Origin of the sequence: Mycolicibacterium arabiense (genome assembly GCF_010731815.2) — a bacterium.
GTDB classification, from domain to species: domain Bacteria; phylum Actinomycetota; class Actinomycetes; order Mycobacteriales; family Mycobacteriaceae; genus Mycobacterium; species Mycobacterium arabiense.
On record NZ_AP022593.1, the window covers coordinates 285,665 to 311,302 of the forward strand.

The following is a 25,638-nucleotide window of genomic DNA, read 5'->3' on the forward strand; positions in this document are numbered from 1 at the left end:
GACATGGCCACCAAGTCGATGTTCAGCAGAGCCGAACTGCTCCCCGGGCAGAAGCGGTTGTCGATCGGATCGGTGGCCGCCGACGTCGGCGTCGTCGTCTGGTTCGTGTTCTCGCTGTTCCCCATCTTCTGGATGCTGATGCTGGCGTTGAAGAACGCCGAACAGCAGACCACCACCTTCTTCCAGTTCAGCCCCACGTGGTCGAACTTCGCCACGGTGCTCTCGGACAGGGGCACCGAATTGACGAGCGTCGACTTCAAGACGTCGATGCTCACCAGCCTGCTCAACTGCGGTGGCGCAGTGATCGTCTCGCTGGTCATCGGCATCCCGGCGGCCTACGCCGCGGGCCGCTGGCAGTACAAGGGCAGCAACGACCTGATGTTCCAGATGCTGTCGTTCCGGTTCGCCCCGGAGCTGATGGTCATCGTCCCGCTGTTCGTCATCTACAACCAGATCGGGTTGTTCGACACCAAGGTCGGCATGATCTGGGTGCTGCAGCTGGTGACGATGCCGCTGGTGGTGTGGATCCTGCGGTCGTACTTCCAGGACCTGCCCGAGGATCTCGAACAGGCTGCGCTGCTCGACGGGTACACCCGCAAGCGGGCCTTCCTGATGGTCGCGCTGCCGATCGTGCGGCCCGGCATCGCGGCGGCCGCGCTGCTCGCGTTCATCTTCGCCTGGAACAACTACGTGTTCCCGCTGATCCTCGCCGACAGCAACGCGGGCACCGTGACCGTCGCGATCACCAAGTTCCTCGGCGGCGGCGGGCAGGCCTACTACAACCTCACGGCAGCCGCGGCGCTCATCGCCGCACTGCCACCTCTCATACTCGCGCTCACGATCCAGCGATACCTGGTGCGTGGCCTGTCGTTCGGGGCGGTGAAGGCCTGATGGCCAACGTAAGACTGCAGAACCTGTCCAAGTCGTTCGGCAAGACCCAGGCCGTTCGCGACGTGTCCGTCGAGATCGCCGACGGCGAGTTCTTCGTCATCCTCGGCCCCAGTGGCGCGGGCAAGACCACCACGCTGAAGTCGATCGCGGGACTCGTCGACATCGACGCCGGCGAGGTCTCCATCGGCGGGACCGACGTCACGAACGTCGAGCCCTACCACCGCAACGTGGCGATGGCGTTCGAGAGTTACGCGCTCTACCCGCAGAAGACGGTCAGCGAGAACCTGGCCTCGCCGCTGAAGTCCGGCCGGACCGGGACCTACACCGAGGCGCAGCGCACCGAGCGCATCGACCAGGTGACCAGCACGCTGGGAATCAACCACCTGCTCGGCCGCTTCCCGAGGGAGCTGTCGAACGGCCAGCGCCAACGCGTGGCCCTGGGCCGGGTGCTGGTGCGGCCCGCGGACGTGTACCTGCTCGACGAGCCGCTGAGCCACCTCGACGCCAAGCTGCGCGCGGCGATGCGGGCGGAGCTCAAGCAACTCGGCGCGATGTCGAACACGACCACCGTCTACGTCACGCACGACTATCAGGAGGCACTGGCCCTCGGTGACCGCATCGCGGTGATGCGCGGGGGCGAGTTCGTCCAGATCGGTACGCCGGAGGAGATCTGGCGCGCTCCGGCCGACACGTTCGTGGCACGGGCGCTCGGTCAGCCCGAGATCAACATGCTCGACGGTGTCGTGGACAACGGCCGGATCAGGCTGGGGGACAGCTCGTTCGACGTCCCGGTGCCGGCCGGCGTCACGGTGTCCGCCGGTGACCGGGTGCGCGTCGGCCTGCGGCCCTGTGACCTGCACGTGTCGCCGTCCGGATCCCTGCGCGGCACCGTGCAGCTCGCCGAGCGGCTGGGCCGCAACGTCGAGCTGACGGTGGCCATCGGCGGGGAGCAGCTCATCGTGCTCGCCTCGGGCCGCGAGGGCGTCGGCGAGGGCGCGCCGGTATCCATGACCGTCGCCGACCACGACGTCCACGTCTTCCGAGCACTCGGGGACTCGGCGACGACCGCGGGCGATGGTGACACCACCCGGCTGGGTGCACACGACGACGAACTGGAGGCAGCACGGTGATGACGACGACGACGGAGCCACCCGCGACCACCACCGCCCAGAGCCTGACGCTGACCGACCTGGTCAAGACCTACACCGCGCGCGGCCGGGAGAGCTTCGCGGCGGTCAAGGGCATCAACTTGGACATCGCGCCCGGCGAACTGGTTGCGCTGCTGGGTCCGTCGGGATGCGGGAAGACCACGACGCTGCGGATGATCGCCGGGCTCGAGACGGTGACGAGCGGCTCGATCAAGATCGGTGATCGCGAGGTGTCGCAGCTCCCCGCAGCCAAGCGCGGCATCGGCGTCGGGTTCGAGAGCTACGCGCTGTACCCGCCACTGTCGGTGCGGGACAACCTGCTCTACGGGCTGAAGGCCCGCAAGGTCAAGGGCGCCGAACAGATGGTGGGGTCGATCAGCGCGCGCCTCGAGATGGACGATCTGCTCGAACTCCGCCCCGCGGGCCTGTCCAGTGGTCAGAAGCAGCGGGTCGCGTTGGCGCGTGCCCTGGTCCGCAACCCACCGGTGCTGCTCCTCGACGAGCCGCTCAGTCACCTCGACGCCGCGGCGCGCCAGCGGGTGCGCCGCGAGCTGAAGATCCTGCAGCGCGAATTCGGTTACACCACGATCGTCGTCACCCACGATCAGGTGGAGGCGTTGTCGCTCGCGGACCGCCTCGCAGTGATGGACGCGGGCGTCGTGCAGCAGTTCGGCACCCCCGACGAGGTATTCGACGATCCGGCCAATCTGTTCGTCGCGCAGTTCGTCGGCGAGCCGGCCATCAATGTCGTCCGCGGTGTGGTGAGGACCTCGGGCGGAACCACTCGCGTCGAGATCGGCTCGCGCGCCGGTCATCTCGAGACCACGGCGACCGACGTGCCGGACGGCACCGAAGTCACCGTCGGCGTCAGGCCGCAGGACTGCGTGTTGAGCACCGACGCCGCGGGTGCGGGCGGCATCTCGGTCACGGTCGCCTACTTCGAGCACCTCCTCGAATTCGGCCTCGCCACCACTACGGTGGCAGGCATGGAGGAGGGCATCGTCGTGCAGACCCCCGCGCAGGACTCCTTCGAGCCGGAACAACAGGTGGTCGTGACCGCGCCGCCGGAGCGCGTCTACCTGTTCGACACCGATACGGGGCAAAGGCTGCGATGACCAAGCTGTTCAACGATCCGGCCCGCTTCACCGAGGACATGCTCGTCGGGTTCCTCGACGCCAACGCCCGGTACGTCGTCGGCGTGCCCGGCGGCGTGGTGCGTGCCCAGCAGACCCGGCCGGGCAAGGTCGCGGTCGTGATCGGCGGGGGATCGGGCCACTACCCGGCCTTCTGCGGCACCGTCGGGCCGGGATTCGCCGACGGCGCCGTCGTCGGCAACGTGTTCACCTCGCCGTCGTCCGAGGACGCCGCATCGGTGGCGAGGGCCGCACACGGTGACGCCGGCGTGCTGCTCACCACGGGCAACTACGCCGGTGACGTCATGAACTTCACCCTGGCGGTGACGCAGTTGCGCAGCGAGGGCATCGAGGCCGAGTACTTCGCCGTCACCGATGACGTGGCCAGCGCACCCAAGGGCGAGGAAGCCAAACGCCGGGGCATCGCAGGCGATTTCACGGTGTTCAAGTGCGCGAGCGCCGCCGCCGAGGCGGGACTGGACCTGCCCGGCGTGGTCCGGGTTGCGGAGGCGGCCAATGCGGCGACCAGGACACTGGGCGTCGCGTTCGACGGCTGCACGCTCCCCGGTGCCGACCATCCGTTGTTCACGGTGCCCGAGGGGCAGATGGGCCTCGGGCTCGGCATTCACGGCGAGCCGGGCGTGGCCGACGAGGACATGCCCACCGCGGAGCAGTTGGCGCACACCCTCGTCGACGGTGTGCTCGGCGACTACAGCGAGGGCGACTCGAAGCGGATCGCGGTCATCCTGAACGGGCTCGGACGCACCAAGTACGAGGAGCTGTTCGTGGTGTGGGGGACCGTGGCCGGACTCCTGCGCGACCGTGGCTACGAGATCGTCGAACCCGAGGTCGGCGAGCTGGTGACCAGCCTCGACATGGCAGGCTGCTCGCTGACGGTGATGTGGCTCGACGACGAACTCGAGCAGTACTGGACCGCACCGGCGGACAGCCCGGCGTACCGCAAGGGCGCGGCGGTACCGACCGAGGGGCAGCAGCGCCTCGACCCGGTGGCCGACTCCGCCGCGCCGTCAGTGGATCTGGCCGGACTCGCCGACGACGACGGCCGCTCCGGCGGCCGGCTCGTGGCGCGGGCGCTCGAGGCGATGGCGGCGATGCTCGCCGACGCGGAGGACGAACTCGGCCGCATCGACGCGGTCGCCGGTGACGGCGACCACGGCCGCGGCATGGTGAAGGGGTCGTCGGCCGCATCGGCCGCCGCCGCAGCCGCCGCTAACGAAGGCGCCGGTCAGGGCTCGGTACTCGCTGCCGCGGGCCGGGAGTGGGCGGCCAAGGCCGGCGGGACCTCGGGCGTGCTGTGGGGAGCGATGCTCGGCGCTCTCGGTGCCCGACTCGGTGACACCGGACGACCCAACGCGGCGACGGTGGCGGCAGGAATGCGCGAGGGGTACGACGCGTTGGTCTCTCTCGGCGGTGCCGCACCCGGTGACAAGACGATGCTGGATGCACTGCTGCCGTTCGTCGAGGAGTTGGAACGGCGTGTGGCCGAGGGCGAGTCGTGGCAGGACGGGTGGCGCCGCGCCGCCGACGTCGCGACCACGGCCGCTCGGGACACCGCAGGCATGCGGCCGAAGGTGGGGCGAGCCCGCCCGCTGGCCGAACGAAGCATCGGGACACCCGATGCGGGAGCGACCTCGCTAGCGATGTGCGCGCACACGGTGGTCGAGAGTTTCTCGACGAGTACCAAGGGAGACAACTGATGAGTGACCAGGGCGGGCTGCGCATCGTCGTCGGTTCCGACGATGCGGGATCCCAGTACAAGGAGGCGCTCAAGAGCGACCTGCAGGCGGACTCGCGCGTCGCCGACGTGATCGACGTCGGCGTCACCGCCGACGAGGACACCGCCTACCCGCACGTCGCCGTCGCGGCGGCGAGGCTGATCGCCGAGGGCAAGGCTGATCGCGCACTCCTGGTGTGCGGCACTGGACTTGGCGTGGCGATCAGCGCGAACAAGGTGCCGGGCATCCGCGCCGTCACCGCGCACGACAGCTACTCGGTGGAGCGGTCGGTGCTGTCGAACAACGCTCAGGTGCTCTGCTTCGGGCAACGCGTCATCGGACTCGAGTTGGCGCGTCGCCTCGCTGGTGACTGGCTCGGCTACGAGTTCGATCCGCAGAGCCCGTCGGCCGAGAAGGTCGCCGCGATCGGTGGGTACGAGTCAGGCGGCTCGTCCTGCTAGGACAGCCCGGCCAGCTGTAGCGGGTTGGTGGTTGCCGCCGGGGGTATGCCGAAGTTCGGGGGAATGGCACCGGTAGCGGGCAACCCGGCGGGTAGTGCTGCGTTGCTCATGCCCAGCAATTGCATCAGCGGTGCGACGTTGCCGTTGGCGAGTTGCGCCATGGCGTTGGGGCATTGGGATTGAATCACCATGCCCGCGACCGCACCTCCGACCGACGACACCAGCCCGCCGTTACCACCTGCCGCGAGGGCGTTGGACGCGAGGCCGCTGCCGGGCTGCACCAGTAGCGGGCAGAGTGCTTGTCCCACTTGGGCTATCGCGTTGGTGATCGTGCCGTTGCCCGTGATGCCCGTACTGCCGAGCACGTCGGTGTACGAACCGCCCACCGGCTCGGCCTGGGCCGGCGAGGACCACGCGACGGCGGCGATCAGGATCGCGCCCGCTATGAGCACCGGACGCAGCACCGCGTCCACGACGACGATGACCTTGGCGGTGGTGACCCCGACACGCCGGGTTCCTCCCCGGCGTTGCACGCTCAGAACGGCCATGTCAGCTCCTCGTCACGCTTCAGTCCCCGGCACTGGCCTTCGGCGGTGGGTAGCGCTGCCACATCAGCCACTGGTTTCACTTCGATAACGATGGACTACTCGTGTCACAGAATGGCCACGGTCGGATAAACGTTCGACTTTCCGCCGTTTCCTTAGCGTGCTCTCACAGTGTCGCGTGTGAAACTGCGCGGCTTCCGGCGCCGCCGAGCAAATGGGCTGTGCCCGAGGTCAATCGGCCTTCGGCATCGGAATGCCCTCGCTGGCGGCGAACTGCGCGTCCTCCTGCGACGACAATCCGATCGACACGACCGAGCGGTCGAACACGGCGTCGGTGAGGTAGGCCAGCGAGACGGCCCAGCGGTTGACGAACCTGGGAATCGCATAGAGGTGGTAGGCCCGGGTGACCACCTTGGCCGGGAAGCCGGACAGCGCGACGTTGAGCGGATTGGCAACCGCGTACCCCGGGCCGAGATCCACGACCAGGCCCATGTTGCGATGCTTGTACAGCTTCTTGGTTCCGTAGCCGAGCGTGGCAGCGACGTTGCGCGCCAACGTCTTTCCCTGGCGGGTGGCGTGCTGCGCGGTGGGCGGGGTGATCTTGCCAGGCTCGGTGAGGTCCGGCACGGCCGCGGCGTCGCCCGCTGCGAAGACGTGGGGATGGCCCGCTACCGACAGATCCGCCTGCACCTTCAGCCGGCCGCGCTCCATCTCCAGGCCGAGGTCGGCGATCAGTGGTGCTCCGGTGACGCCGGTGACCCACGCGACGGTGCGCGTGTCGATGCGCGAGTCGTCGGTGAGGATGACGTGATCGGCGTGGACTTCCTTGAGCGTCATGCCGAGTCGGACGTCGATGCCGCGCTCCTGCAGCACACGCATGGCCGCAGCGCCGAGTCGATCGCCAACCTCCGGCATGACCTGCTCGGCCATGTCGAGCAGGACGAAGCGGACGGTCGCGCGGTCGAAGCCCATCTGGTCGGCGGCCGCGTCCGCCAGTGCCCGCAGCTGCACGGCGAGTTCGGTGCCCGAGTACGACGCGCCGACGATCACGACCGTCCGGCGGGCCTGGGTCCGCTGTGGGTCGTCGTCGATGCCGGCAAGCTCCAGCTGCTCGAGCACGTGGTCGCGTAGATAGAGGGCCTCGGCGGTGGACTTGAGCCCGCGCGCGTGGGTTGCCAGGCCTGGCACGTCGAACAGGCGCGTGACCGATCCGGGGGTGAGCACCAGTCGGTCCCAGGAGTGGTCGCGCCGTCGGCCTTCGGGGTCGGTATAGGTCAGGGCACGGCCCTCGATGTCGACGGAGTCGACGCGACCCCGCACGATCTTCACCCCGCGCAGCGTGTTGGCCAACGGAATGGTGACGAAGCGTGCGTCGACGACGCCGCCCGCCACGTCGGGCAGCAGCGGTGTGTACAGCATGTAGTCGACCGGCGAGATCATCGTGACGTCCACCGCCGCATCGTGTTTGCCGAGGATGCGGACGAGTTTGCGCGCGCATTCGAACCCGGTGAAGCCGCTGCCGACGATGACCACTGACGTCATGGACTCCACCCTCCCAGCACGAAGTCCCACTACCCAGCGCGCCGGTGGCTGAAACGGCGAGGCCCTCGTCGACCGTTCGTCATCTGCGAACGGTATGTCCGGATAAATCGCGTGGACGCGAACGGTCGGCCTCCCGTTCAATGCGAGGGTGACTTCTCAGGCGGCGAGCACGAACGCGCGCACCGGTGCGCTCATGGCGACCGGGTCGATGCTCAGCGTGCAGGTGGGGCTGGCCCTGTCGTTGAGCCTCATCGACCGCATCGGCGTGGAGGGAGCGGCGTGGCTGCGCCTGGCCTGGGCCGGCGTCATCCTGTTGATCCTGGTGCGGCCTCGCCCGTCGGCGTTCACCAGGTCGGCGTTCTTCACCTGCGTGGCGCTCGGGATCGTCACCGCGGGCGTGACGCTGCTGTTCATGGCGGCCATTGCGCGCATCCCCCTCGGTACCGCGAGTGCGCTGGAGTTCCTCGGTCCGCTGGGCGTCGCCGTGCTCCTCGGCAAGGGCAGGCAGCGCTTCGTGTGGCCGGCCGTCGCCGCCCTCGGCGTGATCCTCCTGACGCAACCGTGGGCGGGCACCGTCGACCTGGTGGGCGTGGCCTTCGCGCTGGCGGCCGCGGTGTGCTGGGCCTGCTACATCCTGTTGACCCAACGCGTCGGCGACGCCGTCGAGGGCATCAACGGCCTGGCCGTGTCGATGACGGTCGCCGGCGTGTTCGCGACCCTCGTCGTTGGCCACTCCGTGCTGCCCAGGGTGACCCCCGAGATCCTGCTCATCGGCATCGGATTGGCGCTACTGCTGCCCGTCGTCCCGTTCTCGCTCGAGATGCTCTCGCTGCGGCGACTCACCACCGCGGCGTTCGGCACGCTGATGGCACTCGAACCCGGATTCGCGATGCTGATCGGCTTCGTCGTGCTGCACCAGGTGCCCGGACCCGCCGGCCTGGTGGGCATCGCGATGGTCGTGGCGGCCGGCATCGGCGCCGCGCGCAGCGGTGCCCGCACGGTGCCGCCAGTGCCCGCCGAAGTGGGTTGAGAACTCAGGCGTCGATGCGCTTGCGTCGGTACAGCGTCCCGACTGCGAGCAGGAGCAGGCTGATCAGCAGGATCGCCGTGGCGAGCACGTTGATCTGCGGCGGTACCGCCGCCTTGACCGCCGCGTTGACGTACAGGGGATAGGTCACCGAGGCGCCGCTGACGAAGTAGGTGATGATGAAGTCGTCGAGCGACAGCGCGAACGACAGCATCGCCGCCGCGACGATGCCCGGCACGATCAAGGGCAACGTCACCCGGAAGAACGTGCGGAACGGGGTGGCGCCCAGGTCCATCGACGCGTCCTCGAGTGTCCAGTCGAAGCCACGGACCCGCGCGCGCACCGTCATCGCGATGAAGCTCACCTGAAAGGCGATGTGGGCGACGACGATGGTGGTGTACCCCGCGGCCCAGTTCAGGTCGAGGAACAGGGTCAGCAGCGACGCGCCCATCACCACCTCGGGTGCGGTCAGCGGCAGGATCAGGAACGTGTCGACCGCCTTCGACCCGCGAAATCGTTGCCGCACCAGGGCAATGGCGACGAGGGTGCCCAGCACCAGGGCGATCAGCGTCGACACCGCGGCCACGTTGAGGCTGAGCTTCAGCGCGTCGGTCAGTGCCGGGTACTTGAACGGATCGGCCCAGTTCTCGAGCGTGAAGCCGCGCCAGGTGTAGTTGAACTTGCCCGTCGGCTTGTTGAACGAGAACAGGATGATGACGAAGATCGGCAAGAACAGGTACAGCAGCACGAGTCCTGCGACGACCCGTAACAGGTTGTCGCCCAGGTTGAGTCGCTGCGCGAGCGTTCGCTTCGGGGTCACGTCGCCGACGTCCTCGTTGGCCGCGGCGATCCGGTCTGCAATCGTCATACGAGGTCCTCGGTTCCGAGTGCCCGGGTGTAGAGGAGCACGCCGACCAGGATCAGCGCCATCAGCAGGAAGCTCAGCGCCGCAGCGGCGGGATAGTCCTTGACGACCAGGAACTGTTTCTGAATCACGTTGCCGATCATGGTCGTTTGGGTGCTACCGAGGTAGTCGGCGTTGATGAAGTCACCGACCGAGGGGATGAACACCAGCATGCTGCCTGCCAGCACGCCCGGCACCGACAGCGGCAGGACGACCTTGCCGAAGCTGCGAGGCGCCGACGAGTAGAGGTCCTTCGAGGCCTCGAGCAGCCTCGGGTCGATCTTCTCCAGGCTGACGTACAGCGGCAGGATCATGAAGATGATCCAGTTGTAGATCAGGCCGCCGATGACTGCCCACCCGGTGGACAGCAATCGGCCCTCCTCGGGAAGCAGCCCGACGGTGCCCAATGCCTGAACCACCCACCCCTCGTCGGCCAGGATCGTCTTCCAGGCGATGGTGCGGATCAGGAACGTCACGAAGAACGGCAGGATCACCAGTCCAAGGATCAGGTTCTTGTATCTGCCTGCCTTGAACGCGATCACGTAGGCCAAGGGGTATGCCAGAAGCAGACACACGACCGTGGCGGCCGCCGCGTAGGTGAAGGAGCGGATGATCTGGTCGTCGTACTGCCGGAACGCGTCGACGAAGTTGCCGAAGTTCCAGTCGAACGTCAACGTCGGCAGGTACACCGATCCGCCCGACGACGACAGCGAGGTGCGGCCGAGCGTGAACAGCGGCACCACGAAGAAGATGCCGAGATACACGAGGGCCGGCAGGATCATGAGGTACGGGGCGATCTTGCTCCGCTGCCTACCGCTGGCCGCGACTCCTGCCATGCCTCAGCCGCCGGTGACAGCGGCGTACAACGTGTTGTACTCCTGCGTCTGCTCGTCGGTCAGCGCCGCCCAGCCCTGGACCTTGTCCAGGATGTCCTTGGGCGGGTTGATCAACGGGTTGTTGGCGATCGCCGGGTCGATCTTGTTGAGTTCGTCGGTCATGTCCGAGAGGACGGGCACGTACTGCACGAACGCGACCAGCTTGGCGTAGTTGGCGCGGTCGTAGACGTAGTTGATCCACGTCTCGGCGCCCTTCTGGTTCTGGGTCGTGTACGGGATCACCATGGTGTCGACGAACGTGGTGCCGCCCGACTCGGGGACGATGAACTGCAGGTCCGGGTTGTCGGCCTGCAGCTGCACGACGTCACCCGAATACGCCTGTGCGATGGCGATGTTGCCCGCGGCGAGGTCGTCGGCGTAGTCGTTGCCGGTGAAGCGGCGGATCTGACCCTTGTCCTTCTGCTCCCTGACGAGGTCGACGGCCTTGGTGATGCTCTCGGTCGTCGGGTCGGTGACCGAACCGCCCTGGGACTGCATGATCATGCCGAGTCCGTCCTGGGCGTCGGAGAACAGGCTGACCCTGCCCTTGTACGCGGGGTCCCACAGGTCGTCGATCGTGCGGATGTCACGACCGGTGGCGGCGCGGTTGTACGCGAGCCCGACGAGGCCGGACATGTAGGGCGCGCTGTACTTGCGGCCCGGATCGACGCCGGCCTCGAGCAGGTCGGGCCGGATGTTCTGCTTGTTCGGTACGCCGGCGTCGCTGATGTCGTTGAGCCAGCCCAGGTTGTGCAGGCGGACCGCCATGAACGTGGTCGGCACGGCGAGGTCGGCACCGATGTCCTGCTTGCGCGACATCGGCTCCTTGACCTTGGCGAACCACTGCTCGTTGTCGTTGAAGTCCTCCTTGTAGTCCACCGTCAGGCCGGAGGAGGTCTGGAAGCCCGCGACGAACCCGTCGGCCATGTACAGGGGCCAGTTCGAGATCCGCAGCATGTTGCTCGAGGTGCCGGTCGTGTCGCTCCCGCTCGACTCCGAACCCTCGCCCGACGAGGAGCTGTCCGAGCCGCAGGCGGCCAGGAACGACGGGCCGAGGATGGCTGCCGCTGCAGCGGCCGCTCCGCCGCCGATGAAGCGCCTGCGGTTGGTGCGGGTGGCGGTCAGCCGGGACATCAAGCGGGGGTCGATGCTATTGGAGTTTCCAGCGGCCATGGCGGCACTGCCTTTCGTCGGTTGCGGAAGGGGGCGGAGTCTTCGTGGGGCGGACGCGCGTGGGCTAGTCGTCGAGCATTTCCTCGAGGTCCTCGGTGGTGGGGATGTCTGCCGCCGGCAGCACCAGGGCTGCCTCGGCATCCCAGCCGGCGTAGACCCGGTCCCCGGGCCTGACTGCCGGAAGCTTCTGCTCCGCTCCGACGTGGGCCAGGACGATCGAGCCGTCGGGTGCCACCACCGACACCCGCATCACCGGACCCTGGAACGTCAAGTCCTGCACGGTGGCCGGCACCGACGCGGCGTCGCCGCCCAACGGTTCGACCGAGACGCGCACCCGCTCGGGGCGGACCATGACCGTGGCCTGGCCCCCGGTCTCGATCGTCGTCTCGCCTGAGCGCGCGCGCAGCGTGGTCCCGAGCACGGCGACCTCGGCGAAGCCGCCGTCGCGGCCGGTCTGGCGACCGGGCCAGAGATTCGCCTGCCCGATGAAGTTGGCCACGAAGACCGTCGCCGGCGCATCGTAGATCTCGGTCGGCGACCCGATCTGCTCGACGTTGCCCGCGTTCATGACCGCGATGCGGTCACTCATGGTCAACGCCTCCTCCTGGTCGTGCGTCACGTAGATGAACGTGATGCCGACCTCGCGCTGGATGCGCTTGAGTTCGAACTGCATGGCGTGACGCAGCTTGAGGTCGAGTGCGCCGAGCGGTTCGTCGAGCAGCAGGGCGCTGGGGTAGTTGACCAGGGCGCGGGCCAGTGCGACGCGCTGCTGCTGGCCGCCGGACAGTTGTGACGGCCTGCGCTTGGCGAAGTCACCGAGGCGCACGATGTCGATGATCTCGTCGACGCGCCGCTTGATCTCGGCCTTGTCCTTCTTCATCGAGCGCGGGCCGTAGGCCACGTTGTCCCACACCGACATGTGCGGGAACAGCGCGTAGTGCTGGAACACCGTGTTGACGTTGCGCTTGTGCGGCGGCACCTTCGACACGTCGGCGCCCTCGAGCCGGATGGCGCCGCTCGTCGGGGTCTCGAACCCGGCGATCATCCGCAGGGTGGTGGTCTTGCCGCATCCCGACGGGCCGAGCATGGAGAAGAACTCGCCGGAGGCGATCGAGAAGTGCGCGTCGGCGACGGCCACGTAGTCCTCGAACCGCTTCGTGACGTGGTCTATCTCGATGACCGGGCGTCCCGTGCCGAGGGCTGCCCCGTCCTCTCCTGTCGTGTGGTCGACGGCTGTGCTGCCTGTGCCGGTCAGATCAGTTCTCCCTCGTGCTCGCACGGCGGCTGTCCGTTCAGAGGCCATGGCAGCCCCATGCAGCCCGTGCGCTGTGGGTAAACCTTCACCCATTGGACGTACCTTCGCAACCGTTTCCGCAACGAATTCAGATTTTCACGATGGATTCCCTCATCGCGGGCGTTGCTCAGGCGCAGAATCCGCGTCGACGCTCTATCGACCGAACGGCTGAAGGGACGCCGACCGACTGAGACCGCGGCCGAGCGTGATCGAATGAGCGGATGCCAGACCCACGTTCCGCCGCATCGATCGCCGGGGAGGGCTCGGTCGCCACGAGCGCCCTGAGCGCGGCTCCCTTTCAGGGCCGCAGCCCGACGGCAGCGGGTGACTTCCACGTCGAGACGCACGGCATCGCGCCCGTGGCGATCGACAAGCGCTACGGCAGCCCGCGTCGACTCTTCACCGTCTGGTTCGCGCCGCAGGTCAACATGACCGGCGTCTTCACCGGCGCCCTGGCGATCGCGCTCGGGTTGGGGTTCTGGCTCGGCCTGCTCGCGATGCTCATCGGCACCGTGCTCGGTTCGCTGGTCGTCGGCTATCTGTCCACCTGGGGACCGCGCACCGGGACCGGCCAGTTGCCGACGGCGCGAATGGCGTTCGGCGGCACCGTGGTGGTGCCCGCAGCGTTGCAGTGGCTGTCGTCGATCGCGTGGGACGCGCTTGTCGGGCTGTTCGGCGGCGAGGCGCTCTCGGCGCTGCTCGGCATACCGTTCTGGGCTGCGGTGCTGATCGTCCTCGGCGTACAGGGCGTGGTCGGGTTCTTCGGCTACGAACTGATCCACCGACTGCAGGCCGTACTCACCGTGGTGTTGCTCGCGACGTTCGTCGTGTTCGCCGTCAAGCTCGTCGGCGGTCACGACGTGATCGTGCCCGCGACCGTCACCGGCCCCGACCTCGTCGGCGCGTTCATCCTCGAGGTGACGATCGCGTTCAGCCTGTCGGTGTCGTGGGCGAGCTATGCCGCGGACTTCAGCCGCTACTTGCCCGCCGACTCGTCGCGGATGCGGGTGTTCGGGTACACCTTCGCCGGTATCGCGCTGGCCTACACCTTCATCCAGGGCATAGGCGTCGCCGCGGGCGAGCTGGTGTCCGAGCACTCCGTGGAAGGCGTGCAAAGCGTCATGGGTGGGGGAGTCATCGGCGCCCTGGCGCTGGCGATCATCGCCCTGGCCTCGGTGGGGTCTGGGGTGATGAACGACTACAGCGGCTCGCTGGCCCTGCAGACCTTGGGCGTCCGGGTGCGCAGGCCGGTGTCGGCAGTGGTCGTGACGGTGCTGGCGTTCGGGCTGATCCTGTGGCTGCACGCGGCCGACACCGCCACCCGCTTCCAGGACGTGCTCTTGCTCATCGGGTACTGGATCCCGGGGTTCGTCGCCGTCGTCGTGGTCGACTGGATGATGCGGACGCGCCGGGGAGCCGACGGCAGGGGCAGGGCGACCATCGATCCCAGCGTCGAGAGCACGGGGCGCACCGATGCGATCGCAGCGCTGGTGGCCTTCGTCGTCGCCTACCTGGCCGCAGTGCCGTTCATGAACACCTCGCTGATCCAGGGGCCGGTGGCCGTGGCGTGGCACGGCGCCGACATCGCCTACTTCGTCGACTTCGCCGTCGCGCTGCTGATCTACGGCGGTTACCGCGTGGCGCGGGGTCGCCCCGCTACTGTTCGGAATTGACGGCCGCGGCCAATCCAGGCGACCGGCCAGATCGAAAGGAACGACCATGCGTCCCGCAACACTGGCCAAGACGGGTGCCGCCGCGTTGACGACGGCGGTCGTGGGCGGCCTGGCTAGCCGTCCCGCGCAGTCAGCCTGGTACGCGAGCCTGCGCAAGCCGAGCTTTCAGCCTCCGCGGCAGGCGTTCCCGATCGTCTGGCCAATCCTGTACGCCGACATCGCCGCGGTGTCGGCGAACGCGATCGACTCGCTGACCGAGCAGGGGCGGCGCGACGAGGCGAAGACCTTCGCGGGACTGCTCGCGCTCAACCTCGTCCTCAACGGCAGCTGGTCGTGGCTGTTCTTCAACCAGCGCAAGCTGGGCACCTCGGCGATCGCCGCGGGAGCGCTGGCAGCCAGCAGTGCCGACCTCACCCGCAGGGCCGTCGCGGTGAACGGCGCCTCGGCCGCTCCGCTGGGCCTGTACCCGCTGTGGTGTGCCTTCGCGACCGCGCTGTCGACTCGGATCTGGATGCTCAACCGGTGATGGCGAAGTCCGAGGGAGAGAACGAGGAGGACCGGCAGCGCCTCGCCGACCGCGTGCTCGGCTGGGTCGAGGACGCGATCTACTGGGCCATCGCCGCGGTCCTGGTGCTGGGTTCGGTGGCACTGCTCGTCGCGCAGTTCAACAAGCTCCTGCACCTCAAGGACACGCCCACCTCGACGCTCACCGTCGAGATCCTCGACGGACTGCTGCTCATCTTCATCTTCGTGGAACTGCTGTACGCGGTCCGGGTGAGCCTGCGCTCGCACGAGATCGTCGTCGAACCCTTCCTCATCGTCGGCATCCTCGCCGCGATCAAGGAGATCGTCGTGCTGTCGGTCGAAGCGGCGACCCTGTTGACCAAGGGGCCGGAGTTCTCCCGCGCCGCAGTGGAGATCGGCCTCCTCGGCGGTGTGGTCCTGGTGCTGTCGGCGTCGGCGTACATCATGCGAGAGCGCAGGAAGGATGGCGGCGTCCAGGCCGAGACCTGAGGCCTCAGCGCACCGTCGCGAAGAACGCCCGCACGTCGTCGACGAACAACTCGGGCTGCTCGAAGGCCGCGAAGTGGCCGCCGCGCGGCATCGTCGTCCAGTGCGTGATGGCGTAATTCGGCTCGCACCACGACCGCGGCGGCGCACCGATCTCCTTGGGGAACGACGCGACGCCCGTGGGCAATTCGACGCGGCCGAACGACCCGAACGACGCCATGCTCTCCCAGTACAGCCGGGCCGAGGACGCGCCAGTGCCGGTGACCCAGTAGAGCATCACGTTGTCGAGCATCTCGTCGCGACTCAACGCGTTCTCGGGATGGCCGTCGCAGTCGGTCCACGACCAGAACTTCTCGACGATCCATGCCAGTTGCGCGGCGGGGGAGTCGACGAGGCCGTAGCCGACGGTCTGCGGCCGGGTCGCCTGCTGCTTGAAGTAGCCGCTGTCCCACTGCCGGTAGTAGTTCATGCCCGCGAGTGCGGCCTTGTCCTCCTCCGTCGGGTTGGTCTTGGCCTCCTCGGTGGGACCGGCGATCGGGAAGTTGGTGTGGATGGCGCAGCAGTGCCCGACGTTGCGGCCGATCTGCGCGGTGACCGCGCCGCCCCAGTCGCCGCCCTGTGCGCCGTAGCGGTCGTAGCCGAGCCGGACCATCAGCGTCTCCCAGGCCCTGGCGATCCGGTCGACGTTCCACCCGGTCGCCGTCGGCTTGCCCGAGAACCCGTAGCCCGGCAGCGATGGACACACCACGTGAAAGGCGTCCTCGGCCCGACCGCCGTGAGCGGTCGGGTTGGTCAGCGGCTCGACGACCTTCGCGAACTCGACCACCGATCCGGGCCAGCCGTGCGTGATGACGATCGGGAAGGCGTCGGGATGCGGCGAACGCTGATGGATGAAGTGCACGTCGAGGCCATCGATCTCGGTGACGAATTGGTCGAAGCGGTTGAGCGCGGTTTCGCGTGTCCGCCAGTCGTATTCGTTGGCCCAGTAGGCGGCGAGTTCCTGGGTGTAGGCCAGGGGGATGCCCTGGCTCCAGTCGAGTTCGTCCCCAGATCCCACGGCCTCGGGTTCGGGCCACCGCGTGTGGTTCAGCCGCTGGCGCAGATCGGTGAGCACGTCGTCGGGTACGTCGATGCGGAACGGGGTGACGCGGTCGGGGTGGTCTGTGTCGTCGAGGATGTCGCTGCCATCAGTGTCGGGTGCCATGCACCACATTGTGGTCGCGTGGCACCGAGATCCGGGTGGGTTCCGATCGGCCGCGCAGCAGGACGGGGTCACGGGAGTCCCAGTGGGATCGTTCGTCGCCGTCGGCGCGGTCCAGCGCGGCACCCGAGGCCAACGTCCGGCTGACGATCTGCTTGGCGGCGTCGGCCAGTCGTGCGGCTTCGTTCACCGGATCGCCGATCACCGTGTATTCGTAGCGGTTCTCGGCGCCGATGTTGCCAGCGAACACCGGGCCGGCCGACACGCCGATGCCGAAGTCGACCACCGGCAGGGTGCGAAGCTGCTCGGCGAGGGCTCGGGCGGTGTGCAGCCCCGCCGTGGCCGCGCCGTCGGTGGCCACCGGCGCGCCGAACACCGCAAGGGCGGCGTCGCCCTGGAACTTGTTGATGAGGCCGCCCCGTTCGTCGACGGCCGCGACGACGATGCGGAAGAAGTCGTTGAGCACGTCGGCGACTTCGCGTGGGGAGCGGTGCGCAGGCAACTGGGTCGACCCGGCCATGTCGATGAACAGCACCGCGACGTCGCGCACTTCCCCGGGTGCAGCGCCGTCGGACTCGGCGAGCCGGGCGACGTCGGAGCCGACGTGGCGGCCGAACAGGTCGCGGAGTCGGTCGCGTTCGAGCAGACCCGCGACCATGCGGTTGAAGCCGTTCTGCAGCCTCCCGATCTCGGACTGCTCGTAGACGTCGACGGTGCGGCCGATGTCGCCGCGCTCGACCTCGGCCATCGCGGCGACGACGTCGTTGAGCGGATCGGAGATCGAGCGCGACACCAGGATCAGCGACCGGATTCCGAGCCCCACCGACACCGCCGACAGCACGACGACGGGAATGACCAGTGACGCGCTGCGGGGGATGAACCAGCCCTGGGAATGGAACACGACGAGCAGCGCGATCGCGAGACTCGGGAGCGCCGAGGTCACCAGCCACATCAGGACCAGCCGGGCCACGACGCCCGGCGCGGTCGCGCGGCTGACGAAGTCCTTGCTCGCCGCCGCGACGATCGGTCGTACGACGCGCAGCGTGAACAGCAGTCCGGAGCTGACGCTCGAGGTCGCCCCGAACAGCATCGCCATGACCAGCAGCACCGTCGGCCCCAGGCCGGCGTCGGCGTTGCCCGCGACCAGCACGAGCGTGCAGACCACCCAGATGCCCAGGAGGATCGCGCTCTGGCGCCGCACCAGGTTGATGGCGTGCTTGCGTTGCGCGGCATCGGGTTCGACACCTGCGGGGAACCAGCGCAGCGACCGCGCGATGCTCCAGTAACCGCCGAGGGCGGTGCCGAGGACTCCGAAGGCGATGAGCGCGACTGGGACGGCGAGCCGGGGTGGCGTCAGTGCGGTGTTCGCGCCGAAGGACTGCCCGCCAAGGGAGATGGCGACGGCCGCAACCTCGACGGCCGTGATCAGTTGGGCATACGTCAGGCCGAGGACGTAGCGCGTTCCGATGCTCCGCGCGGTGCGCGGTGCCCTGCGCTGAGCGTTCGGCATCCTTGGCGGCATTCCTGTCGTGGGCCGGATCGGCGGGTTCGGCTGTGGTGGTAACGCTCCCACAGTCGCGTCGACTGCGACGTTCGTTTCCGGACGGGGCACCGGTTGGCCGAGGCCCGCCCGCAGTGTACATTCGTTCACTGAACCGCGACGCGGTTGCTCGTTCCATCGCGCCGCCACCGGCCGCATGGCCGTCGGATCATCGAAAGGACCTGTCGCCATGACGTTCTCCCTGGAGCTTCCCGAAGACGTCGTCGACGTCCGGGACTGGGTTCACGACTTCGCTGCACAGATCGTCAGGCCTGCGGCTGCAGAGTGGGACGAGCGCGAGGAGACGCCGTGGCCGATCATTCAGGAGGCAGCGAAGGTCGGTCTCTATTCGATGGACCTCTTCGCGACCCAGGCCGCGGAGCCCAGCGGCCTCGGCATGCTGACGGTCTTCGAGGAGATGTTCTGGGGTGACGCGGGTATCGGCCTCTCGATCCTCGGGACCGGTCTGGCGGCGGCGTCGCTCGCGGCCACCGGTACCGCGGAGCAACTGGGCGAGTGGCTGCCCCAGATGTTCGGCACGGTCGACGAACCGCTGCTGGGTTCGTTCTGCGCCTCGGAGCCGGGCGCGGGATCGGACGTCTCGGCCATCATCACGCGGGCCCGCTACGACCAGGCGACCGACGAATGGGTCATCAACGGCACCAAGACGTGGGCGACCAACGGCGGTATCGCCAACGTGCACATCGTGGTCGCATCGGTCGAGCCGGACCTCGGTTCGCGCGGCCAGGCGACGTTCATCATCCCGCCCGGCACCAAGGGCTTCAGCCAGGGTCAGAAGTTCAAGAAGCACGGCATCCGCGCCTCGCACACCGCCGAGGTCGTGCTCGACGACGTGCGGCTCCCGGGCCGGCTGATCATCGGCGGCAAGGACAAGTTCGACGAGCGCATCGCCCGCTCGCGCGAGGGCAAGCGCTCCGCGGGCCAGGCGGCGATGAAGACGTTCGAGCGCACCCGGCCCACGGTCGGCGCGATGGCGCTCGGCGTTGCGCGGGCCGCCTACGAGTACGCCCTCGAATACGCCCAGCAGCGCGAGCAATTCGGTCGCAAGATCGGTGACTTCCAGGCGATCGCGTTCAAGCTCGCCGACATGAAGTCCCGCATCGACAGTGCCCGGCTCCTGGTGTGGCGTGCGGGCTGGATGGCGCGCAACGACCTGCCGTTCACCAACGCCGAGGGATCGATGGCCAAGCTGATCGCGAGCGAGACGGCCGTGTATGTCACCGACGAGGCCATCCAGATCCTCGGCGGCAACGGCTACACCCGCGACTACCCGGTCGAGCGCATGCACCGCGACGCCAAGATCTTCACGATCTTCGAAGGCACCAGCGAGATTCAGCGTCTGGTGATGGCCCGCGCGATCACCGGCCTCCCCCTGAAGTAGCCCGAGAGTCCTTCCGCGAGCGTGCGTGTCTGCGGGCGACACGCCGCCCCGCGACCCGAGTTCGCGCACGCTCGCGGGGGGTGCCTCAGCCGCGCTACACGCCGCCGCGGCGCAGCATCCGGCCCTGCGGGGTCGTGAAGTCGATCTTCTTGCCGCGCAACCAGGTACTCGTCACGACACCGGCGAGCGCGCGCCCGTCGTACGGGCTGATCGGGTTCTTGTGGTGCAGCTTGTGTACGTCGACCACCTGGGCGGACTCGGGCTCGAAGATAGCGAAGTCGGCGTCGTAGCCCAGCGCGATCTTGCCCTTGTTGTTCAATCCGGCGAGCGCGGCGGGCTTGGCTGCCATCCAGTCGATCACCTGCGTCAGTTTGATGCCGCGACGCTTGGCCTCGGTCCAGATCAACGACAGGCCGAGTTGCAGCGACGCGACGCCGCCCCATGCGACGCCGAAGTCGCCGTTCTCGACGTCCTTCAGGTCGACCGTCGAGGGGGAGTGGTCGGAGACGATGCAGTCGATCGTGCCGTCGAGCAGGCCCTGCCACAGGAGTTCCCGATTCGACGCCTCGCGGATCGGCGGGCAGCACTTGAACGCCGTTGCGCCATTGGGGATCTCCTCGGCCAGCAGCGTCAGGTAGTGGGGGCAGGTCTCGACGGTGATCTTGACGCCGTCACGCTTGGCGGTCGCGAGCATGGGCAGTGCGTCCGACGACGACAGGTGCAGGATGTGCGCACGGACGCCGGTCCACCGAGCGCGTTCGATGACTTCCGCGATCGCCACGTTCTCGGCGCCGCGCGGCCGCGACGCGAGGAAGCGCTCGTACCGGTCGCCCTCGGCCGAGGGGGCTCGATCGATGGCGCGGGAGTCCTCGGCGTGCACGATCATCATGGAGTCGAAGCCGGCCAGTACGGCCATGTCCTTCTCCATCTCGTCGGCGTCGAGATGCGGGAACTCGTCGACGCCGGAGTGCAGCAGGAAGCACTTGAAGCCGAAGACGCCATCGTCGTGCAGGCCGCGCAGGTCGCCGGTGTTGCCGGGGATGGCACCGCCCCAGAAACCGACGTCGATGTGCGTCTTGCCCGAGGCGGCCGCGCGCTTGGCGTCGAGTGCGTCCACGTTGACCGTCGGCGGAATCGAGTTGAGCGGCATGTCGATCAGCGTGGTCACGCCGCCCGCCGCCGCTGCGCGGGTAGCGGAGTCGAAACCCTCCCACTCGGTGCGGCCGGGCTCGTTGACGTGGACGTGGGTGTCGACCAGGCCGGGGATCATCACCTGCTCGTCCGTGAGTTCGACGACCTCGGTGCCGGTGAGACCGCTTCCGAGCGGCTCGATCGCGACGACGCGACCGTCGCGGATGCCGATCTCGCGGGCGACGATTCCCGCCGTCGTCAGCATGCGTTCGCCGCGGACCACCAGGTCGAAACCGGATTGGTCGGGGGTGTCGGCGGTCATCGGCGGCTCTCCGTCACTAAGAGATGAATTCCTCATCGTGGAACTGAAACTCCATTCCTGGGCCGACTCTAGATGTGAGCGTGGACACAGTCAATCGCGCCAAAGCCTTGACACGCCCTGTCGCGATACGACTTACTTGTCTAATCCGTGGAATATTACTTCCACACCGTGGAATATTTGCGGCGGCGCTGGGCGTCGGCGCTCCGACCGTGACAGGCGTATCCATGAGCACAGAGTCCACCGGTCTGATCGGCGACCCCAGTCGTGACGATGCCACTTCGATCGCCGACGTCAGTCCGTCCCTGTACAACCCTGAGCTCGCGCCCACGAAGCGCGAGGGTCGCCGGTGGAGCGCGTACAACATCTTCACCCTGTGGGCGAACGACGTGCACAGCCTGGGCAACTATTCGTTTGCGATCGGGCTGTTCGCGCTCGGCCTCGGCGGGTGGCAGATCCTGTTGGCGCTCGGCCTGGGCGGCGTCTTCCTCTTCCTGCTGCTCAACCTGTCCGGGTTCATGGGAGAGAAGACCGGTGTCCCGTTCCCGGTGATGAGCCGCATCTCGTTCGGCACCCGCGGCGCGCAGATTCCTGGGCTCATCCGCGGCGCGATCGCGATCGCATGGTTCGGCATTCAGACCTACCTCGCGTCCGTGGTGCTGCGCATCATGATCATCGCGCTCGTACCGTCCGCCGAGACCCTCGACTCGAACAGCTTCCTGGGGTTGTCCACGCTCGGCTGGATCTCGTTCATCGTGCTGTGGGTGATCCAGGTGATCATCGTCAGCTACGGCATGGAGATGATCCGCAGGTACGAAGCCTTCGCCGGCCCGGTCATCCTGTTCACGATGATCGCGCTCGCGATTTGGATGCTCAGCAACGCCGACTGGACCATCGCGTGGACGACACCCGACTCGCTCACCGGGGTCGACATGTGGTTGCAGATCATCGGCGGCGCCAGCCTGTGGGTCGCGATCTACGGCACGTTCGTGCTGAACTTCTGCGACTTCACCCGGAACGCGACGTCGAAGCGGGCCATCGTGAAGGGCAACTTCTGGGGCATCCCGCTCAACATGCTGGTGTTCGGCGCCATCGTCATCGTCCTTGCCGGCGCCCAATTCCGCATCGACGGACGCATCATCGAAGCGCCCGCCGACATCGTTCAGGAAGTGCCGAACACCCTGCTGCTGGTGCTCGCGGCACTGGCCCTGCTGATCCTGACAGTCGCCGTGAACCTGATGGCGAACTTCGTCGCCCCGATCTATGCGCTGAACAACCTCTTCCCGAAGCAGCTGAACTTTCGTCGGGCAGCATTCATCTCGGCCGTCATCGGCCTGATCATCCTGCCGTGGAACCTGTACAACTCGCCTGCGGTGATCAACTACTTCCTCGGCGGGCTCGGTGCGATTCTCGGGCCTCTGTTCGGCATCATCATGGCCGACTACTGGCTGGTGCGTCGTTCCCGGATCAACGTGCCAGCTCTGTTCACCACCGATGCGAACTCCGAATACCATTACGCCAAGGGCGTCAACATGCGCGCCGTGGTCGCGCTCGTCATCACGGCGGTGGCGGCATTGCTGATGGCGTTCGTTCCGGCGTTCAAGATCGTCTCCGAGTTCTCCTGGTTCATCGGCGCAGGACTCGGTGCGATCGTGTACCTGGTGGTCGCCGACCGACGGGGTCCGTTCAACGACGTCTCTGGCGAGCCCATCGCCGTGGCGAGCACGCACTAGTAGGGACTGCCATGCGAATCCTCGTAGCCAACGTGAACACGACGGCCTCGATGACCGATGCCATCGCCGAGTCGGCGCGCCGTGTCGCGTCTCCGGGTACTGAGATCGTCGGCATCACACCGCGTTTCGGTGCGGACTCGTGCGAGGGGAACTTCGAGAGCTATCTCGCGGCCATCGCCGTCATGGATGCGGTCACTTCGTACCCCGAGCCGTTCGACGCCGTGATTCAGGCAGGGTACGGCGAGCACGGCCGGGAGGGCCTGCAGGAGTTGCTCGACGTCCCGGTGGTCGACATCACCGAGGCTGCCGCGTCGACGGCGATGTATCTCGGACACAAGTACTCGGTCGTCACCACGCTCGACCGCACCGTCCCGCTGATCGAGGACCGTCTCAAGCTCGCGGGTCTCGATGCACGATGCGCGTCGGTGCGCGCGTCCGGCCTCGGAGTGCTCGAACTCGAGTCGGATCCGGGTCGGGCGGTCGAGGCGATCGTGCGCGAGGCGCGAGAGGCAGTGGAGAACGATCACGCGGAGGTGATCTGCCTCGGTTGCGGCGGTATGGCCGAACTCGAGGAGAAGGTGACGGCCGCGACCGGCGTCCCGATCGTCGACGGCGTCCGCGCGGCGGTCACCATCGCCGAAGGATTGGTCCGGATGGGACTGTCCACGTCGAAGGTGCGTACCTACGCGACGCCACGCTCGAAGAACATCACTGGCTGGCCATTCCAGTCGTAGCTCAATGTCTCAGAGCATGATCTGTCGGTTGACGTCCTTGTACAGCAGGTAGCGGAAGTTCGACGGTCCGCCTGCGTAGCACGCCTGCGGGCAGAAGGCGCGCAGCGACAGGAAGTCGCCCGCCTGCACCTCCACCCAGTCCCTGTTGAGGTGGTAGACGGCCTTGCCTTCGAGCATCAGCAGGCCGTGTTCCATCACGTGGGTCTCGGCGAACGGAATGGTCGCGCCGGGCTCGAAGGTGACGACGTTGACGTGCATGTCGTACCCGAGGTCCTGCGGGTCGAGCATGCGCGTCGTGCGCCACTTGCCGTCGGTCCCGGGCATGGCCGACGGTTCGATGTCCTGCTCGTTGCCGAACTTCACCGATACCGTGTGGCCCTCGACGGCCTCGTAGCGCTTGCGGATCCAGACGAACGTGGCGTCGGCGTTGCCGTCGTTGCGGGCCGACCAGTCGGTGCCTGCCGGGAGGTAGGCGAAGCCGCCTTCGGTGAGTGTTTGCGATTGTCCTGCCGCGTCGACGGTGAGTGCACCGGACGTGACGAACAGGAAGCTCTGCACCTCGGGTTGCGGCTCGGGTCGCTGCGCCCCGCCGCCCGGCTTGACCTCGACGATCGCCTGGTAGTACGTCGTAGCGCCACCGGCGACGGGCCGGTTGACTATCCATGCGCGGGTGTCGGTCCACTCCGGGAACACCGAGGTGACGATGTCGGAGAGGACCCCGCGCGGGATCACCGTGTAGGCCTCGGTGACGATCGCGCGGTCGGTCAGCAGATCGGTCTGCGGGGGCAGGCCGCCGCGGGGCGTGTAGTAAGAACCAGTGGTCGGTGGAGTAGTCATTGCGTGCTCCTGATCGGGCGGCCGAGCGCAATGTCACGCGCGGTGGACATGGGGAGATCGGTGGCTGTCTCGATCTCGTCGACGGTGAGGGCGCCGCACGCGTTGCCGCGATGGATCACGCTGGCGAGGGCGCGGGCGGTGGCCGGCTCGTCCATGACGGTCGAGTCGAGCTGGTGAACGTAGTTGCGCAGCCGCGTCGCGGCCGGTAAGAAGGCGCCTCGGTAGAACACGTAGGTCGCCAGGTATCGGGTGACGAGTTGGGCGGGGTGCATGTCCCAACCCTGGTAGATGCCGCGTTCCAGGTGGCGCCGGACGAGGCGGGCGTGCAGCTTCCACGCCATGGCGACGTTGTCGGCGTCGCCGACGGGGAGGATGTTGGTCGAGCCGTCGGACATGTGCACACCGGTGCCTGCCACGGCGAGTTGCATGACGTTCTTGGCGTGGTCGGCCGCCGGATGCTCCATCGACTGGTAGGCGGCGGCGATGCCAAGGGACGCCGAGTAGTCGTAGGTCCCGTAGTGCAGCGCGCTGACGCGACCGTTGCCGGCGTGGATGAACTGGGCGACGGGTGCGCGGCCATCGGCACCGAGGATCGCCTGCGGTGTTTCGACCTGCACCTCGAAGCGGATGCGGCCCGCGGGCAGCCCGTTGGCACGTTCGAGGGCGCTCGCGACGGCGACCATCGCCTCGACCTGGTCGACCGACGTCACCTTGGGCAGGGTCAGGGTCAGGCCGTCGGGGAGGCCGCCGGAGTCGACGAGTCCGCTGACGAACAGGTCGAGCGTGCGCAGTCCTCGGGCACGGGTGCCTGCCTCGAGGCATTTGAAGCGAGTGCCGACGAACGGCGTCGAGGTGCCCGAGTCGAGTGCGGTCCGCAGTGCGGCGACCGCTCGCGCGACGTCCGCGTCCTCGGTGCCGTCCGAGGGGGAGTAGCCGTCTTCGAAGTCGATGCGGAGGTCTTCGATGGGTTCGGTGGTCAGCTTGTCCTCGACGAGGGCGGCGAGAGTCTCCGGCTCGCAGTCGGTTCCGCTGCTCGCGCCGACGAGCGTGGCGACCGCGTCGAGTCCGCCTGCGTCATGCGCCGCGGCGAGAGCGGCGGACCCCCAGTCGGCGGGCGTCGTCGCCGAGTACCGGTTGCCCGGGACGTAGACGGTGTGGACCGGCTGCCGACGACCGTCGTCGCCGGGATATCCGGCGACCAGTCGGGCGTCGGCGTCCGCGAGGCGGCTGTCGACGTCGGCCAGCACGGCATCGTCGAGGCGTCGTGTCACCGTTGTCCCTTCCGTGGGTGGAAGTGTCCGTCACGACAGAATTCCACATTGTGGAGT

At 67.7% G+C, this 25,638-nt stretch carries 23 protein-coding genes; 12 read left to right on the plus strand and 11 right to left on the minus strand.

The annotated features are described in order from the left end of the window. The first annotated feature begins 3 nt into the window (after positions 1–3). Genes G6N61_RS02970 through G6N61_RS02990 form a run of 5 tightly spaced genes read left to right on the plus strand, consistent with a single transcriptional unit; the run spans position 4 to position 5,369 of the window. Complete coding sequence (locus G6N61_RS02970) at positions 4–891, plus strand: carbohydrate ABC transporter permease (protein WP_407666364.1); 888 nt, start codon at positions 4–6, stop codon at positions 889–891. Next, a complete protein-coding gene (locus tag G6N61_RS02975; protein ID WP_163917184.1) occupies positions 891–2,021 on the plus strand; it encodes an ABC transporter ATP-binding protein in 1,131 nt (376 codons plus the stop codon). The genes G6N61_RS02970 and G6N61_RS02975 overlap by 1 nt, the downstream gene beginning before the upstream one ends. Next, a complete protein-coding gene (locus G6N61_RS02980) occupies positions 2,021–3,154 on the plus strand; it encodes an ABC transporter ATP-binding protein (protein ID WP_163917185.1) in 1,134 nt (377 codons plus the stop codon). Before G6N61_RS02975 ends, G6N61_RS02980 begins: the two co-directional genes overlap by 1 nt. Next, positions 3,151–4,890 carry a D-erythrulose 4-kinase gene (derK, locus tag G6N61_RS02985; RefSeq protein WP_163917186.1) on the plus strand — a complete coding sequence of 580 codons (1,740 nt, stop codon included), beginning with the start codon at positions 3,151–3,153 and terminating at the stop codon, positions 4,888–4,890. The genes G6N61_RS02980 and derK overlap by 4 nt, the downstream gene beginning before the upstream one ends. Then, positions 4,890–5,369, plus strand: a complete 480-nt coding sequence (locus G6N61_RS02990; RefSeq protein WP_163917187.1) for a ribose-5-phosphate isomerase — start codon at positions 4,890–4,892, stop codon at positions 5,367–5,369. The genes derK and G6N61_RS02990 overlap by 1 nt, the downstream gene beginning before the upstream one ends. Here G6N61_RS02990 and G6N61_RS02995 read toward each other — a convergent pair. Together G6N61_RS02995 and G6N61_RS03000 are read right to left on the minus strand one after the other, a co-directional pair. Next, positions 5,366–5,917 (minus strand): DUF732 domain-containing protein, encoded by a 552-nt coding sequence (locus tag G6N61_RS02995; RefSeq protein ID WP_163917188.1) that lies wholly within the window; start codon positions 5,915–5,917, stop codon positions 5,366–5,368. The genes G6N61_RS02990 and G6N61_RS02995 overlap by 4 nt on opposite strands. Positions 5,918–6,145: 228 nt before the next feature. Continuing rightward, positions 6,146–7,456 carry an NAD(P)/FAD-dependent oxidoreductase gene (locus G6N61_RS03000; RefSeq protein ID WP_163917189.1) on the minus strand — a complete coding sequence of 437 codons (1,311 nt, stop codon included), beginning with the start codon at positions 7,454–7,456 and terminating at the stop codon, positions 6,146–6,148. Positions 7,457–7,649: 193 nt separating this feature from the next. On the opposite strand from G6N61_RS03000, the gene G6N61_RS03005 reads away from it, so the two are divergent. After that, a complete protein-coding gene (locus G6N61_RS03005; RefSeq protein WP_163924560.1) occupies positions 7,650–8,486 on the plus strand; it encodes an EamA family transporter in 837 nt (278 codons plus the stop codon). Positions 8,487–8,490: 4 nt separating this feature from the next. Here G6N61_RS03005 and G6N61_RS03010 read toward each other — a convergent pair whose 3' ends face one another. From G6N61_RS03010 to G6N61_RS03025, 4 genes are all read right to left on the minus strand, one after another. Beyond that, positions 8,491–9,351 (minus strand): ABC transporter permease, encoded by an 861-nt coding sequence (locus tag G6N61_RS03010; RefSeq protein WP_163917190.1) that lies wholly within the window; start codon positions 9,349–9,351, stop codon positions 8,491–8,493. Further along, positions 9,348–10,223: an ABC transporter permease gene (locus G6N61_RS03015; RefSeq protein ID WP_163917191.1), complete on the minus strand. Its 876-nt coding sequence runs from the start codon at positions 10,221–10,223 to the stop codon at positions 9,348–9,350. Before G6N61_RS03015 ends, G6N61_RS03010 begins: the two co-directional genes overlap by 4 nt. A gap of 3 nt (positions 10,224–10,226) precedes the next feature. Continuing rightward, complete coding sequence (locus G6N61_RS03020; RefSeq protein ID WP_407666365.1) at positions 10,227–11,396, minus strand: polyamine ABC transporter substrate-binding protein; 1,170 nt, start codon at positions 11,394–11,396, stop codon at positions 10,227–10,229. 103 nt (positions 11,397–11,499) lie between these two features. After that, positions 11,500–12,714: an ABC transporter ATP-binding protein gene (locus G6N61_RS03025; protein ID WP_407666366.1), complete on the minus strand. Its 1,215-nt coding sequence runs from the start codon at positions 12,712–12,714 to the stop codon at positions 11,500–11,502. 236 nt (positions 12,715–12,950) lie between these two features. On the opposite strand from G6N61_RS03025, the gene G6N61_RS03030 reads away from it, so the two are divergent. The 3 genes from G6N61_RS03030 to G6N61_RS03040 are packed head-to-tail and all read left to right on the plus strand — an operon-like array spanning position 12,951 to position 15,416. Then, positions 12,951–14,402, plus strand: coding sequence for a purine-cytosine permease family protein (locus tag G6N61_RS03030; protein ID WP_163917194.1), 1,452 nt, complete (start codon positions 12,951–12,953; stop codon positions 14,400–14,402). 46 nt (positions 14,403–14,448) lie between these two features. Next, positions 14,449–14,928, plus strand: coding sequence for a TspO/MBR family protein (locus G6N61_RS03035; RefSeq protein WP_163917195.1), 480 nt, complete (start codon positions 14,449–14,451; stop codon positions 14,926–14,928). Next, on the plus strand, positions 14,928–15,416 hold the full coding sequence (locus G6N61_RS03040; protein WP_163917196.1) for a phosphate-starvation-inducible PsiE family protein: 489 nt from the start codon (positions 14,928–14,930) through the stop codon (positions 15,414–15,416). Before G6N61_RS03035 ends, G6N61_RS03040 begins: the two co-directional genes overlap by 1 nt. Before the next feature lie 4 nt (positions 15,417–15,420). Here G6N61_RS03040 and G6N61_RS03045 read toward each other — a convergent pair whose 3' ends face one another. Then, positions 15,421–16,617, minus strand: a complete 1,197-nt coding sequence (locus G6N61_RS03045; protein ID WP_163917197.1) for an epoxide hydrolase family protein — start codon at positions 16,615–16,617, stop codon at positions 15,421–15,423. Continuing rightward, positions 16,601–18,124 (minus strand): adenylate/guanylate cyclase domain-containing protein, encoded by a 1,524-nt coding sequence (locus G6N61_RS03050; RefSeq protein WP_179973556.1) that lies wholly within the window; start codon positions 18,122–18,124, stop codon positions 16,601–16,603. Before G6N61_RS03050 ends, G6N61_RS03045 begins: the two co-directional genes overlap by 17 nt. Positions 18,125–18,344: 220 nt before the next feature. On the opposite strand from G6N61_RS03050, the gene G6N61_RS03055 reads away from it, so the two are divergent. Continuing rightward, positions 18,345–19,556, plus strand: a complete 1,212-nt coding sequence (locus tag G6N61_RS03055) for an acyl-CoA dehydrogenase family protein (protein WP_163917198.1) — start codon at positions 18,345–18,347, stop codon at positions 19,554–19,556. A gap of 94 nt (positions 19,557–19,650) precedes the next feature. Here the strand turns inward: G6N61_RS03055 and allB are convergent, their stop codons facing one another. Continuing rightward, positions 19,651–21,009 carry an allantoinase AllB gene (allB, locus tag G6N61_RS03060; protein WP_163917199.1) on the minus strand — a complete coding sequence of 453 codons (1,359 nt, stop codon included), beginning with the start codon at positions 21,007–21,009 and terminating at the stop codon, positions 19,651–19,653. 224 nt (positions 21,010–21,233) lie between these two features. Between allB and G6N61_RS03065 the strand changes: the two genes are divergently transcribed. Together G6N61_RS03065 and G6N61_RS03070 are read left to right on the plus strand one after the other, a co-directional pair. Further along, positions 21,234–22,739, plus strand: coding sequence for an NCS1 family nucleobase:cation symporter-1 (locus G6N61_RS03065; RefSeq protein ID WP_163924562.1), 1,506 nt, complete (start codon positions 21,234–21,236; stop codon positions 22,737–22,739). 11 nt (positions 22,740–22,750) lie between these two features. Next, the gene (locus tag G6N61_RS03070; RefSeq protein ID WP_163917200.1) at positions 22,751–23,473 is read left to right on the plus strand and encodes an aspartate/glutamate racemase family protein; all 723 of its coding nucleotides are present in this window, start codon (positions 22,751–22,753) and stop codon (positions 23,471–23,473) included. A 9-nt stretch (positions 23,474–23,482) separates the two neighbouring features. Here the strand turns inward: G6N61_RS03070 and G6N61_RS03075 are convergent, their stop codons facing one another. Together G6N61_RS03075 and G6N61_RS03080 are read right to left on the minus strand one after the other, a co-directional pair. Then, positions 23,483–24,310: a bifunctional allantoicase/(S)-ureidoglycine aminohydrolase gene (locus G6N61_RS03075; protein WP_163917201.1), complete on the minus strand. Its 828-nt coding sequence runs from the start codon at positions 24,308–24,310 to the stop codon at positions 23,483–23,485. Next, on the minus strand, positions 24,307–25,581 hold the full coding sequence (locus G6N61_RS03080; RefSeq protein ID WP_163917202.1) for a DUF6986 family protein: 1,275 nt from the start codon (positions 25,579–25,581) through the stop codon (positions 24,307–24,309). Before G6N61_RS03080 ends, G6N61_RS03075 begins: the two co-directional genes overlap by 4 nt. Positions 25,582–25,638: the final 57 nt, after the last annotated feature.